Below are 14,350 nucleotides of genomic sequence, written 5' to 3'. Positions count from 1 at the left end.
ATGCTTTTTAAGTATGGAGACCTCCATTAATATTCAACACTTCCCCGGTGATATAACCAGCAGACTTAGACGCCAGGAACGCCACTGCATCGGCTACTTCTTCCGGTGTACCGAAACGGTTCATCGGTACCTGTGCTGCCAGCTCTTTCTCATTCAACTCTGCGGTCATATCCGTTTTGATAAAGCCGGGAGCGATGGCATTCACTGTCACACCCCTCTTGGCAACTTCCTGTGCCAGCGCTTTGGTAGCGCCAATTACGCCTGCTTTGGCAGCGGAGTAGTTGGTTTGTCCGGGTAATCCTTTGATACCCGACAAAGACACCATATTGATGATACGTCCATAACGTTTCAGCAACATGTTGTTGAGTACCTGCTTGGTCACATGATAAAATCCGTTCAGGCTGATATTCAGCACATTGTTCCATTGTGCTTCGGCCATCCAGAACATGAGGGAATCTTCCCGTACGCCTGCATTATTCACCAGCACTTCAATGGTATGTTGGTCTTTATGTTGTTCGATCCATGCGCCCAGTACAGCCTGTACATCGGCAGCATCTCCTACGTTGAACTGCAACAACTCACCGCTGCTGCCTTTCGCTTTTACTGCCTCCAGCGTTTCCTGCGCAGCAGCTTCATTACCTTTATAATTTATCAGGACATGATATCCTAATTCAGCCATTTTAATACATACTGCCCTGCCAATACCGCGAGAGCCTCCTGTAATTAAGGCACATTTCATGAAAATTACGAATTACGAATTACGAATTACGATATCAGAACATTTTTACCGGCTCATTGCACAACAGGTATTCCTTAATCTTTCCGAGGTCCTTGTACATAGGTCTGTCCTCAATAAATTTAGGATAAATTGCTCTTACTTCGTTGTAAACCTTATGAGAGAAAGCCGCGAGCCTGTCCTGACAGTTCAGGAAGTCTACAGCCTGTAACACGGTGAGGGTGTGAATAGCCAGTACCTCAAAGGTATTAGCGATCACTTTGTTGGCCATCAGCGCAGAGTTACAGCCCATGCTCACAATATCCTGGTTGTCGTTGTTGTTAGGGATACTGTGTACATACATCGGGAAAGACAGGGTTTGATTTTCCGCAACGGTAGAAGTAGCGGTAAACTGAGCGCCCTGCATACCGAAGTTGAAGCCCAGTTTGCCCAGGTTCATAAACGGCGGGAACTTGTGGTTCAGCTTTTCGTTCAGCAGGTAGTTGAGCTGACGCTCTGCCAGCATAGACAGGCGGGTGACAGCGATTTTCACTTTGTCCATTTCCAGGGAGATATAATCACCGTGGAAGTTACCGCCATGGAACACATTCTCCAGTTCGTGGTCTACTACAGGGTTATCGCTTACGGAATTGAGCTCCTGCACTACCACTTTTTCGGCCTGTATGAGTGTATCATACACGGGACCGAGGATCTGTGGTACACAACGCAGGGAATAATACTCCTGTACTTTATCTTTAAAGATTTCTTCTTCCAGTTCTTTATAGAGATGGTCCGGACGATGGCGCACCATTCTGCTACCCTGGAGCACTTCCCGCATGCGGGCTGCTACGGTGTTCTGGCCGGTGTGCATTTTCACGGCATTCAGTTCGGCTGACAGGTGGTCATCGAAGGCTTCCACGATTTCGTTGATCATGGCGGAGAGGGTCACTGCCCATCCCAGCAGCTGGCGGGCCTGGATCAGGTTTACCAGTCCGGCGCCTGTCATTGCGGAGGTACCGTTGATGATGGCCAGTCCTTCGCGAACGTGGATACCGATTGGTTTGAGTCCCAGGCGGGCAAATACTTCCGCCGTAGGCTGCATTTTATCTTCGTACCATACTTCTCCTTCTCCTATCAGCACCAGGGCCAGGTGAGCCAACTGTACAAGGTCGCCGCTGGCGCCTACGCCACCGTGCTCAAATACACAAGGGTATACGTTTTTGTTGATCAGATCTTTTAACAGATGAACCACTTCGGGATGAATACCGGAATGGGCCTGCATGAAGCTGCTCAGACGGGCAATCATGAGGGCTTTGGTGATCACCGGTGACAAAGGTTTGCCGGCGCCGGTGCTATGGCTGCGAATCAGGTTATATTGTAACTGAAAGGTATCGCTGTCGCTAATACGGTATTGAGCCATTGGACCAAAACCTGTGTTGATACCGTAGATCAGCTTTTTGGCAGAAAACGTTTTCAGAAACAAAAAGCTGGCATCCACCTGTTGTAATGCCGCTTCATCCAGTGTAAGTTCTTCCCCGGCGTAAAGCACGCGATACACCTCGTCCAGCGTCAGCGACTTACTTCCTAATACAACCATTTTATATTATATTATTTAATTATTTATGTAAAAAAGTGCTCAAAAATAGTACAAAGATGGATTTAATCAAATAAATCCACCCGGACAATCACGAATTACGGGTAAGTACGCATGCGAAATGTACCTGCTTTGGGGGATGGTTGGTCTGTTACTCCTCTTCAGTTTGCACAGGTGGTGTTACCAGTACTTTATCTATACGATGAGCATCCATATCCACTATTTCAAACTCAAAGCCGCGCCAGAGGAATTTCTCCCCTGTTTTCGGAATATGTTCCAGATGATGGAGAATAAATCCGGCCAGGGTATCAAAGTCCTGTTCAAATTCAGACATCCAGTCTTCCTTATCAAATTCTGCCAGAAAATCATAAAACGGAATCTGCGCATCTACCAGCCAGGAGCCGTCTTCGCGCAGCACCATTTCGTAATCATCGGCTTCTTCTGTTTCCGGCATATCACCTACTATCGCCTCCAAAATATCGTTGAGCGTGATCATACCCAAAAACGTACCATATTCGTCAACGATGAACGCGGCATGTACGTGGGTCTCCTTAAACTTTTCCAGTACCTGGTAGGCGGTATTGTTTTCCGGAACAAAAAGTGGCTTGCGTATAATCTGCGCCAGTGGCGTGGAAGTACCTGCCACGGCATACAGATCTTTGATAGACACGATGCCTTTGATACTGTCTATCTGGCCTTCACATACCGGATAAACATTATGCAAACTTTCATGAATCTTTTGCTGATAATGATCCGGTGTTTCGTTAATATCCAGCCAGGTGATATCGTTGCGGTAGGTCATGAGCGAGGTGATATTACGGTCGCCCAGATGAAATACTCTTTCGATAATTTCCTGTTCTGTTTCTTCGATAGCTCCGGAAGTAGTGCCTTCACTGATGATGGCTTTAATTTCTTCTTCTGTCACCTGCGATTCTTCAGGCTGCAGATTAAATATTTTTACCAGGAAGTTGGTGGAGGCGGATAACAGTGCGATGAACGGGAAAGTGAGCCAGGATACTACCTGCATGGGTTTGGCCATCATTTTGGCGATGGCTTCCGGTTTGGAGGTGCCTATTCTTTTCGGTACCAGTTCGCCCAGTACCAGGGAAAAATAAGTGATGACAATAACAACGATGATAGTGGCGAGGAGGTTGCTATAGGTGATAACAGCGGGAAACTGGTTGAGCCAGGCCATTACCTCGTCTTTGATCGTTTCACCGGAGTAGATACCGATGAGGATGCCGATGAGTGTGATACCGATTTGAACGGTAGAAAGAAAAGTTTCCGGTTTATTGGCCAGCTTCAGAGCGGCCTTTGCTTTTTCATCCCCTTTATTAGCTTGTTGTTCCAGTCTGCTCTTGCGAGCCGAGACCAGGGCTATTTCCGACATCGAAAATATGCCGCTCACTAAAATAAGGATGAAGATAATGACGACTTCCATGATTTAAAGTCTAAAAATAAAAAATTATTCAAATATAAGGGTAAGAAATGCCAGCACCAGTCCTGCCGCTATGGCCATCACTTTTTTTCCACTCAGTTCATGGTGTTTGGTGCCGCTTTCATAGAATATAGTGGTGGAAATGTGCAGGAACGCGCCGATCACCAGGGCCACCACGTACAGCAGGTAGTGTTGTACTATCTCAAAGCGGTTGCCCATCCACCCGGCCAATACGGCTGCCAGCGGGGTAACGAGGGCAAAAGCGATGAGTATACGCCACAGCTCTGCCTTTTTCCTATGCGCATGCATCATCACGGTGATCAGTGTTAATGCTTCCGGTACTTTATGCGCAGCCACGCCCACCATTAAAGATGGCAGCGCGGATTTATCTTCATATTGAAATCCCAGCGGGATACCTTCCATAAAAGCATGGATGGAAAGTCCCAGCAGCAACGGCATTACCGCGATATGGCGGTGGTTTTCACCCGGTAAATGGGTGTGTCCATGTTCCATACCATGTGATAACTGCTGAAGGAATACCTGCAGGAAAAAACCAAGAACAACATAAATGCCGGCATTATGTCCCAACTCATGGTACACTTCCGGCAGAAGATGCATGATGGTGATCCCAAACAGGAAAGCGCCGGTAAAAGCCAGCAGGTAAATGGTAAAATTGGCATTGATACGCCTGATCGTCATGGGGATCAGCCCACCGCCAAACGTAGCCAATAATATAAGTATAAGATAATTCCAGTTCATGATGTTTGTTCAGGCTCCAGTCTAATGCGGCGTTGAAAGAAACTTCCACTCAGCAGCCCTATGAATATGCCCAGTACCGCGCCGCCGGCAACGTCCAGCGGGTAATGCACACCAACATATATCTGTGCGTAACCTACCAGGGCCGCCCACAGAAAAAATAACCAGGTGTACCGGCCAAATGCTGATTTTAAAGTTAAGAAACAAAACGTAGCCAATGCAAAATGATTGGCCGCATGGTTGGAGGTAAAGCTTCCGCTCGTTGGACAATACCCCACCAGTATCCGTGCATAATGTGACACAATCGGATCACGGCAGGGCCTGACCCGGCCAAATGCCTGTTTGATGTACAGGCTGCTCTGGTCTGCCAGCGCAAAACACAGCAGGAAAAAAAGAATCCACCAGAAGCCTCTCCAGCCGTAGTTGATGGTGATAAACAAGGCCAGGAACAGGTACAGCGGCGCCCACATATATGGCTCCCTTGCCAGGGGCAGGATATAGTCCAGCACAGCGTTGTGCCACTGCCCGTTGATATGGAAGAATAACCGAAGGTCCTGTTTCAGGATACTTTCAAGCATGGCTAAGGTTTTGTAGCAACGAGGATGAGGCGTGGCGAACGCTCTTCGTCATAGCTGTTAAAATGATAATCTCCGAAAATTTCCGTAATAACAAGTCCCTGTCTGGCAAACATCTGCTCAAAATCCTCGCGGTTAAAGGCATTGACGCTCTCAGCATAGGTGAGCCTTCTCATCAGGTTTTTATCGAGAATATTAATTTTTTTGAGGAATTTATGATCTTTCAACTCCCGGTGGATATCAAACACCACATTATCTTTTTCCTTCACTTCATCATATACCAGGTGTTTTTCCACATACGGGCTGTTCAGGTAATCGAGTACCAGTTTGCCACCGGGCTTCAGCGCATTAGCCAGGGTACGGAGGGCGTTGTTATTATCGCGCGGGGAGGCAAAATAACCGAAGCTGGTGAAGAAGTTGAACACCACATCGAAGTAGTTGACACGGAAAGGCAGTCGCATATCGTGCTGGAAAAAGCTCAGGTGCTCATTTTCCATCTTCTTGGCGATATTAATGCTCTCTATGGAAAGATCTATGCCGGTAACATCGTATCCTTTGTCTGCCAGGTATTTGGCATGACGGCCCTTACCACAGGCCACATCCAGCATCTCCGCATGCAGAGGGGGCTGGAGATAAGCCAGCAGCTTGTCAATGAATGCAGCTGCCTCTTGTTCGTCCCGGTTGGCGTACAACAGGTGATAGTAAGGAGAATTGAACCAATCTTTAAACCAGCTTTTGTCTATATCTATTTCCATAATTCGCAAATTGCCGTGGCAACAGTTATTTTTTATTATTAAACATCAAATATCGCGTGCTTTCGTAGAAGCCGCGTGTTAAATTATCCAGATTTTTTGCAGTGTCCGGTTGTTGTGCCTGTATATTCTTTGTCGGATCGGCCTGCAGGTCGTACAGTGCAGTGGCTGCAGTGACCATATTGATCTCGTACAGGTAACGGTCACCGATGAGCGCGTAATAAGGCTGCTGATTACGCAAATAGGTGACAAACACATATTTATCATTTACCCGGGTACTGTCTAACAGATTGGTACCCAGGGTATAGTTGTTATAAGGCATGCCTACCATACTGGCCATGGTAGGGTAGATATCCAGGAGGCTTCCGGGTGTATTGATCACCTGTTGAGGTGCCACATGGCCGGGACTGTACATAAAAGCTGTCACGTGTACCCCGCCGGTAGCCAGTTCATACTCCGGCAGCGGCATAAAGGAGTACGGATTGAGGATACAGTTGTGATCGCCGAAGAACATAAAGACGGTATTGTTGAGGTAACCATCTTTACGGGCCATGTCTATCAGGTGGCCCACGTTGTAGTCTTCATAACGCAGGGCATTAAACTGATCGATGGACACGAATCCGGATTTTTTGAATTTTTCCATATCGATGTCCTTTTCCGTCACTTTTTTGAAATCACCGGCCCCGCTGGTGGTGGTATAAGGCGGGTGGTTGTCTGCCAGCTGGAGGAAAGCCACAAAAGGTTTTTTCTGGTCGTTGCTGGCTTTGAATATTTCGCTGGCTTCGGTGATCAGGTCATAGTCGGAGATGCCCCATACATCGGCTTTGCCGGATTTGTACATCCCTTCTTCGTGGATGTTGATACCTTCCACGTTGTTGGTGAATACGGCGCGTATGTTGGCCCAGTTGGTGTTACCACCCAGGAGATACAGTCTTTCATATCCTTTGAACTGGTCCATGACGATACGCTGGTCCAGCATTTTAGGATGACGGCTGGCCGTTTTCACGGCAGTTATGTCGGGCAGGCCGGTGGTCACACCAAAAACAGTTTTGGCGGTGCTGATGGCCGGCACGTAAAAATTTTTGAAGAGTATACCGCTGTCGGCCAGGCGTTTCATATTAGGCGTGGCCTGCATGGGATTGTTGTACATGCTGGTAGGGGCAGCGCCTGTAGACTCCAGCATCACCAGGATGACATTGAGTTTTGGTTTGGTGGAATCACCGGGGACCGTGCGGCGGTAGTCCAGTTTTTCCACATCAGGCTTGTCTACCTTCAGGTATTCGGCGATATACGGATAATATTTTTTAGTGAGATTGATATCGTAGGTATCACCCTGTACGGAGAAATTGGAGACAAAATACAGGATGGGGTTGAGTCCCAGGCTGGTCACACCGTTATCGCGGGTAAACATGGCCTGGCTCCAGCGCAGCGGGAAATAGGCGAAGTTGCCATAGATACCGGCGGCGATCAGGAGGGTAAGTCCGGTGACATAGCCGGTGAAGGGCCAGTTGCGGAGATATACCGGTGGCTCGGCGGCCAGGCGGTTCCAGGTACGTCTTTGCACGCGGAATACGAGGTACAGGAATACGAAGATACCCAGGAAGCCACGTACCACCGGGTAACTTTGCCATACCATCCGGGCGTTGTCGGCCCGCTCACCTTTAGCCAGGAAACGCAGGATAGACGGGTCGAGGCGTATGCCCAGATAGTCGTAATGTCCCAGGTCGAGTATAAATAATAAGGTAAGAACAGTAAAAACAATAAAAACATAGGTTCTGTTAATATTGCGTATAACCTTCGAGGTAAAAAAACGGTTGCGGGTAATGACCGCCATGATGGCGATGGGGACTACCAGGATCAACGTCAGCCGGAGATCAAACTTGAGGCCCAGGTACCACGCCTTTGTAATTACAGCACTGCTGGTAATGGTTGACTTAAAGAAGAACAGGTAAAAAATAACCCTGAACAGCACCATCAACAGGAAGAGATAGAGTGTTTGAACAACCACATAACGAATATACCGGGGTATATTCTTCCAGAAGTTTTGCATGCAACGTATAGCTGTTTTTTTAAAAGCGTAGCTGCAAATATAATGAAAACTGAGTGGGGAAAATGGCTGTTTCAGGGGGGAGGTTCGTCATCTTTTCATAATTAGGAAATCTGGAGTGGATTTTTTTATATTTGCCTTCCTTAAAAAAATTGAATCTCGTGGCACTGATCAAATCAATATCCGGCATTCGCGGAACCATTGGCGGCAAGCCCGGCGAAGGACTCTCTCCCCTCGATGTAGTGAAGTTCACAGCAGCTTACGGTACCTGGCTCTCCCGCCAGACCGAGAACCGCAAAGTGGTAATCGGCCGTGATGGCCGTATTTCCGGCGAAATGGTGAAAAACCTGGTAGTTTCCACACTGAATGCCCTGGGAATCGACGTAGTTGATCTGGGCTTGTCTACCACACCCACTGTGGAAATTGCCGTTAAAATGGAAAATGCTGCGGGCGGTATCATCCTCACTGCCAGCCATAATCCAAAAGAGTGGAACGCCCTTAAACTGCTGAATGCAGAAGGGGAATTCATTTCCGGCGCAGACGGCGCTGAGCTGCTCGATATCGCCGAACGCGAAGACTTTAACTTCGTGGATGTGAATAAACTCGGCTCCTACACCCAGGACGATTCTTATCTCCAGAAACATGTAGACCTGGTAGTGAACTATCCTCTGGTGGATGTGGCCGCTATTAAAGAGCGTAACTTCAAAATCGTAGTGGACGCGGTTAACTCTACCGGCGCCCTGTTTGTACCACCACTGCTCAAAGCACTGGGCGTGGAAGACGTACAGGTACTGTTCGAGGAAGTGAATGGTAAATTCAGCCACAACCCTGAACCACTGGCCGAAAACCTGACTGCGTTATCCAATGAAGTAGACAAATCCAATGCAGATCTGGGCATCGCCGTAGATCCGGATGTGGACCGTCTCTGCTTCGTTTGTGAAGATGGCAGCATGTTTGGTGAAGAATATACCCTGGTGGCCGTTGCGGACTATGTGCTCAGCAAACGCAAAGGCAACACGGTTTCCAATATGTCTTCCACCCAGGCATTAAAAGATATCACGCTGAAACACGGTGGCGAATACACGCCGTCTGCCGTAGGAGAAGTAAACGTGGTAAAGAAAATGAAAGACACCCAGGCTGTCATCGGCGGCGAAGGTAACGGTGGTATCATCGTTCCGGACCTGCACTATGGCCGTGATGCACTGATCGGCATCGGTCTTTTCCTGAGCCACCTGGCACAGAGCAAAAAAACCATCAAAGCGCTGCGTAACAGCTACCCCGATTACTTCATCTCCAAAAACAAAATCGAGCTGGACAAAGGAGTAGATGTAAAAACCATCTTCGAAAAAATCAAAGGCAAATACAAAAATCAACCGTTAAACACGGAAGATGGCCTGAAGATCGAGTTCGACAAAGACTGGGTACACCTGCGCACCTCCAATACAGAGCCTATTATCCGTATTTACGCTGAAAGTCAGAATGAAACAACAGCTGACAATATCGCGAAACGGATCATGCAGGACATCAAGGAGTTTATGTAAGATTTTTTCTTTTCAAAAGCAGAAGACCGAAGCAAATACTGCTTCGGTCTTCTTTTTATTGGGCAAGTTGAAAGTCTCAGATCAGTTCTTTCAGTTTTGTGATCACCTTGTCTATTTCTGTTCTGGTATTGTTTTTAGAGAAGGAGAAACGTACCGCGATCTGGTTAGGATTGCTGTTGATGGCTCTGATCACGTGGGAGCCGGCGTTGGCACCGGAGGTACAGGCACTGCCACCGGAGGCACAGATACCGTTGATGTCCAGGTTGAACAGGATCATCTCGCTCTTTTCCGATTTAGGGAAAGACACGTTCAGCACGGTGTACAGGCTGCGTCCGTGCAGGTCGCCGTTGAAGGCTACGCCCGGAATGTTTTTCTCCAGTTCTGCAGCCATATACTGACGCAGGTCGTTGATATACTGACGATGCTCTTCGCAGTGTTCTGTGGCCAGTTCCAGTGCTTTGGCGAAACCGATGATGCCGTACAGGTTTTCGGTACCGGCGCGCATATTGCGTTCCTGGCTGCCGCCCTGGATGAAAGGCGTGATTTTCACGTTTTCATTGATGTACAGGATACCTACACCTTTAGGACCGTGAAACTTGTGACCCGCGCCGGTGATGAAGTGTACCGGCGTATTACGGAGGTCAAAAGGATAGTGACCTACAGTTTGTACGGTATCTGAATGGAAGATGGCGTCAAACTCTTTGCAGAGGGTACCTACTGCGTGTAAATCGAGCAGGTTGCCGATTTCATTGTTGGCGTGCATCAGTGTCACCAGGCATTTTTCCTTGGAGCCTTGCAGCAGTTCACGGAGATGGTCCATGTCAATATGGCCGGATGGCAATATTTTGACAAATGACAGGGCCACACCGTCGTGATGGTGCAGGTACTCTACAGTATGCAGGGTGGCGTGGTGCTCAATGGGCGAAGAGATGATGTGTTTGCATCCCAGGTCCTTCACTGCCGCGTTGATGGCCGTATTGCTGCTCTCTGTGCCGCCGGAGGTAAAGAATATTTCTCCCGGGTGCGCATTGAGGGTCTTTGCTACGGATTTACGTGCATTTTCGATGCCCAGCCTGGATTCTCTACCATAAGAATAGATGGAGGATGGGTTACCGAATTTTTCAGTCATATACGGCAGCATGGCATCTAATACCACCGGGTCCAGGGAGGTAGTTGCTGCGTTGTCAAAATAAATTCTTTCCAATGTTGGTGGTTTTTGATTAAGGTCTTTTTTGAATGGTGCCACCAAAGTTCCGAAAAAAAATGAAAATATGATGATCCGAACAGATGGTTATTTAAAATAAAGTGAAGCCTACAGCGGCTATAGGCTTTGTCTGCTGATCGTCATCGCTGTATTTTAAATAACCATCCTATGATCAGGAGTTTCTGTTGATCACGTCATAAAAGCGTTCGCGGTAGCCATCGCTGATGGGAATAGACTGATTGGCAATCATGACGGTGTTTTTCTCCACAGAGTTGATTTTACTGAGCGACACCAGGTAAGAGCGGTGTACCCGGATGAATTTATCTGCCGGAAGACGGGTTTCAAATGATTTGAGACTGCGCAGGGTGAGCACAGGGAGATTGGGAGTATAGATTTTCGTATAGTCTTTCAATGCTTCGATGAAAAGAATATCTTCAAGATTGATCTTGATGATTTTGTATTCCGTTTTGATGAAGATGTAGTCGTTGGTCCAGGCAGGGTCCAGCTGGGTTGTTTTCTGCTGATTGGCCGAGAAGGCTTCACTGGCTTTAGCGGCGGCTTTGAGGAATCGTTCAAAGGGCACGGGCTTCAGCAGGTAGTCTACCACATCGAGGTTAAAGCCATCGAGGGCATATTCGCCGTAGGCGGTTGTAAAAACTACCATGGGCGGATATTTCAGGGATTTCAGGAATTGTATGCCTGTAATATCGGGCATTTTGATGTCCAGGAATACCAGGTCTACCGGTTCTTCCTGGATAAAGCGCAGGGCGGTAGCCGCGTTTTCGAATTTACCGGCCAGGCTAAGAAAGGGTACCTTACGGATATAGTCCTCCAGGATTTCCAGTGCCAGCGGCTCATCATCCACAGCAATACACTTTATCATTTTTTCAATACTATTTTAAGATCCACAATAAACTGGTTGTCTGATTCCGTGATAGTGATTTCATGGTCACCGTGATAAAGCATGTCCAGCCGCTTCAACACATTCTGCAATCCAATACCTCCTCTTTCAGCCACCCTTTCTTTAAAGAGGCTGTTTCTGACCATTAATCTGATCATATTTTCGGCGATCGTAATATCGATGTTGATGAAGGAGTCTTCCGCGTAACTGATACCGTGTTTAAAGGCGTTTTCCACGAAAGGGACCAGTAGCATGGGCTCTATCTGAAGGCTGGCAGGCTGGCCGTTTAAGGTATATTGGATCTCTATATCCTGTGGCAGCCGCAGCCGCTGTATGTCAATGTAGTCCTGTAGGTATTTTAGTTCCTGTTCCAGCTGTACTTTCGCTTCATTGGATTCATAGATCATATATCGCATGATGGTTGATAACTTCAGGATAGCATGTTCCGTTTGCCCGGATTGTTTATGTGCCAGCGAATAGATCGTATTCAGACAGTTGAAAAGGAAATGTGGATTAATCTGCGACTTCAGAAATTTCAGTTCTGCATTCAGTTTTTCTACTTTCAACGCTTCCCGCTGTTTTTCACTTTCAAACCACTCCACCGCTATCTTAATAAAACCGCTCATAAACAACATCAGCAGTGCAAAAAAGCCGGATCGGCGGAGCACTTCCGGGAACAGCAGGTATTCCCAGAAAGAAGGTTTCTCTCCCATTATACGGTATAAGCGCGGCGGCGGCATTGGCATCGTAGATACCACCGGCTTGCCCATTCCAAAAACAGCTGCATCTCCTTTTGCCGGCGCAGCAACCACCGAAGCCATCTCCGACACCTCCTCTCCTATTAACCGGTACCGATGGTGAAACGGTGCAAAGCCTCCTCTTGTTACACTTTCTTCCAGATGATTTTTATCCAGGCGCAATGTCATCATCGCAGGGCGGCCCGCCAGATTTCTGAAGAAATAATAATCAAGCGCTGCCTGTTGTATCGTGATAAACACCACGAGCAACATCACCGTGGAAAGATAGAGTACTATTTTTTTCCGGTTGAAAAAACGAGGAATCAACACATAAATGTTCAGATAAAAAATAGCAATCAGAAAGAGATTATCAATCAGCTCTTTGATGAAAAATCCTTTGTGCAGAATTTGTATGCGATAAATGAAGAAAGGAAAGAATAAAAAACATACCCATCCCAACACATGCAGGGCCACGACGACAGGGCGTTTTTTTAGTATCCGTTTAAAATTAGGCATCACTTAGTTTGATGCGATAAACATACGACCGTATCCGGTTACGCTTGTGTTAAAGTTTGTTAATCCTGGTATAACGGATTGTTAAAATTAATTGAGATTAAAATCTTATTAAAATAGGGAATCCCACCCGGTTTTTAGTGATTAAAACCAGGTGAGATCAAACCCGTTGAACAAACAACATCCTTATTGTATACCGGCCACTTGCATTTCTGTTAATTCAGCCAGCGTAACAGCTGGTAATTTGTGTTGCATCATTTTTTCCAGCACCAGGTTACCTACCCTTTGTGCATCTTCTTTCGAATGAAAAGCACGATTGCCCGCAACACCCGGAATAACATCCTGATAGATATAAGGCTTGTTATCCATCATCACTTTATATCCCCATCCACCCTTTATTTCGAAAGGCACCACTGTTAGTTGCACCATGCCGTCTTGCTGTGCAGACGCCGGTTTACGATACCTGGCAACTATCAGCAGCAATAGTAATACTGCTGCTCCTGCCAGGATAAATAATTTTCGTTTAGTCATACTGGTTATATGGCGCTGTAGGATCAAATTCAAACATATTATCGAACGGCTGGCTGGAACTGGTACCCAGTACCACAAAACCGCGATCTTTTACAGTAAAGCCGGTAGCACCATTGCGGGCAGCTCCTTCAAAATCTGTTTTCTGTACCCACAGATCAGTACCGGGATTGTACTCCCACACAGCAGTAGACAGGCCCGTTTTGGTACCGGTTGCGATGTATCCCAGTCCGCGCATGGCAAACGCAGCAGCACCACTTCCTTTAAAATTGTAATTATCATCGTAACTCTGGTCAGACACGTTATCAATAGCACGCAGGGCTGTCCATGTTTCAGTTCCACCATCGAAAGCATAGAAATCGGATACATAAGTGCCATTAGCCGTACCCATACACACATAAGCCTTGTTACCGATCACAAAGGCGTTGCCATCCTGTCTTTTACCGCTGGTGAGGCTTTGTACCTGTGTCCAGGCATTGGAAGCAGGATCATAACGCCAGTTATCTTTTAACCAGTTGCCATCATAACCTGTAGCGATATATCCTTTGTCATTCAGCGCAAAACTTACGGCACCATATCTGGCAGTGCCGGCAAAATCAGCTTTACGGGCCCAGGTATTGGATGCAGGATCATACTGATAAAAATCACTGAGTTTGTTGAGACCATCATAACCGGTGCCTACATAACCTTTTCCTGCCATAGCCATTCCTACGGCTCCGCTGCGGCCCACACCAGGCAATGCTGCTTTCTGTGTCCACTGGTTCAGGTCTACATCATATACCCAGAAATCCTGCAGTCTGTTTTCACCGTCATAGCCGGTACCTACATAGGCTTTGTTATCTATCACAAAAGACGCAGCAGCGCTCCTGCCCACTCCTTCAAATTCGGAACGTTTGATCCAGTTGCCTATTTTATCTGTAGTGGTGGAACTCTTGGAACAGGCCATCAGGGAAGCGACCAATAATAAACTGTAACCTTTTAAATAACGCATTAGCATGTTCTTTTTACTGTTGCCAAAATTATCCGCAGGAGCATTCCGGCAAACAGGA

At 47.1% G+C, this 14,350-nt stretch carries 13 protein-coding genes; 1 reads left to right on the top strand and 12 read right to left on the bottom strand.

Features of this window, described 5'->3' with window-relative positions; all coding sequences use genetic code 11:
• Nucleotides 1–7: 7 nt before the first annotated feature.
• The 7 genes from fabG to DF182_RS18755 form a co-directional block, all read right to left on the bottom strand.
• On the bottom strand, nt 8–739 hold the full coding sequence (gene fabG / locus DF182_RS18785) for a 3-oxoacyl-ACP reductase FabG (RefSeq protein ID WP_113617365.1): 732 nt from the start codon (nt 737–739) through the stop codon (nt 8–10).
• Nucleotides 740–773: 34 nt separating this feature from the next.
• The gene (locus DF182_RS18780) at nt 774–2,312 is read right to left on the bottom strand and encodes an HAL/PAL/TAL family ammonia-lyase (RefSeq protein ID WP_113617364.1); all 1,539 of its coding nucleotides are present in this window, start codon (nt 2,310–2,312) and stop codon (nt 774–776) included.
• 148 nt (nt 2,313–2,460) lie between these two features.
• A complete protein-coding gene (locus DF182_RS18775; RefSeq protein ID WP_113617363.1) occupies nt 2,461–3,750 on the bottom strand; it encodes a hemolysin family protein in 1,290 nt (429 codons plus the stop codon).
• A gap of 24 nt (nt 3,751–3,774) precedes the next feature.
• Nucleotides 3,775–4,506 carry a ZIP family metal transporter gene (locus tag DF182_RS18770; RefSeq protein ID WP_113617362.1) on the bottom strand — a complete coding sequence of 244 codons (732 nt, stop codon included), beginning with the start codon at nt 4,504–4,506 and terminating at the stop codon, nt 3,775–3,777.
• Nucleotides 4,503–5,081, bottom strand: coding sequence for a phosphatase PAP2 family protein (locus DF182_RS18765; RefSeq protein WP_113617361.1), 579 nt, complete (start codon nt 5,079–5,081; stop codon nt 4,503–4,505). Before DF182_RS18765 ends, DF182_RS18770 begins: the two co-directional genes overlap by 4 nt.
• 2 nt (nt 5,082–5,083) lie before the next feature.
• Entirely contained in the window at nt 5,084–5,833 is a 750-nt protein-coding gene (locus tag DF182_RS18760) for a class I SAM-dependent methyltransferase (protein ID WP_113617360.1), read from the bottom strand.
• Between the two features lie 25 nt (nt 5,834–5,858).
• The gene (locus DF182_RS18755) at nt 5,859–7,880 is read right to left on the bottom strand and encodes an LTA synthase family protein (RefSeq protein WP_113617359.1); all 2,022 of its coding nucleotides are present in this window, start codon (nt 7,878–7,880) and stop codon (nt 5,859–5,861) included.
• Between the two features lie 158 nt (nt 7,881–8,038).
• On the opposite strand from DF182_RS18755, the gene glmM reads away from it, so the two are divergent.
• Nucleotides 8,039–9,418, top strand: coding sequence for a phosphoglucosamine mutase (gene glmM, locus DF182_RS18750; RefSeq protein WP_113619635.1), 1,380 nt, complete (start codon nt 8,039–8,041; stop codon nt 9,416–9,418).
• Nucleotides 9,419–9,494: 76 nt separating this feature from the next.
• Here the strand turns inward: glmM and DF182_RS18745 are convergent, their stop codons facing one another.
• The 5 genes from DF182_RS18745 to DF182_RS18725 form a co-directional block, all read right to left on the bottom strand.
• Nucleotides 9,495–10,622, bottom strand: a complete 1,128-nt coding sequence (locus tag DF182_RS18745; RefSeq protein WP_113617358.1) for a cysteine desulfurase family protein — start codon at nt 10,620–10,622, stop codon at nt 9,495–9,497.
• Nucleotides 10,623–10,794: 172 nt separating this feature from the next.
• A complete protein-coding gene (locus DF182_RS18740; RefSeq protein ID WP_113617357.1) occupies nt 10,795–11,505 on the bottom strand; it encodes a LytR/AlgR family response regulator transcription factor in 711 nt (236 codons plus the stop codon).
• Complete coding sequence (locus DF182_RS18735) at nt 11,502–12,776, bottom strand: sensor histidine kinase (RefSeq protein WP_113617356.1); 1,275 nt, start codon at nt 12,774–12,776, stop codon at nt 11,502–11,504. Before DF182_RS18735 ends, DF182_RS18740 begins: the two co-directional genes overlap by 4 nt.
• Before the next feature lie 183 nt (nt 12,777–12,959).
• Nucleotides 12,960–13,304 (bottom strand): DUF4907 domain-containing protein, encoded by a 345-nt coding sequence (locus DF182_RS18730; protein ID WP_113617355.1) that lies wholly within the window; start codon nt 13,302–13,304, stop codon nt 12,960–12,962.
• Nucleotides 13,297–14,292 (bottom strand): Kelch repeat-containing protein, encoded by a 996-nt coding sequence (locus DF182_RS18725; RefSeq protein ID WP_211327163.1) that lies wholly within the window; start codon nt 14,290–14,292, stop codon nt 13,297–13,299. Before DF182_RS18725 ends, DF182_RS18730 begins: the two co-directional genes overlap by 8 nt.
• Nucleotides 14,293–14,350: the final 58 nt, after the last annotated feature.

This window comes from Chitinophaga flava (genome assembly GCF_003308995.1).
GTDB classification, from domain to species: domain Bacteria; phylum Bacteroidota; class Bacteroidia; order Chitinophagales; family Chitinophagaceae; genus Chitinophaga; species Chitinophaga flava.
Note: the sequence above shows the minus strand (reverse complement) of the source record. Positions and strands in the feature narration are given on the sequence as shown.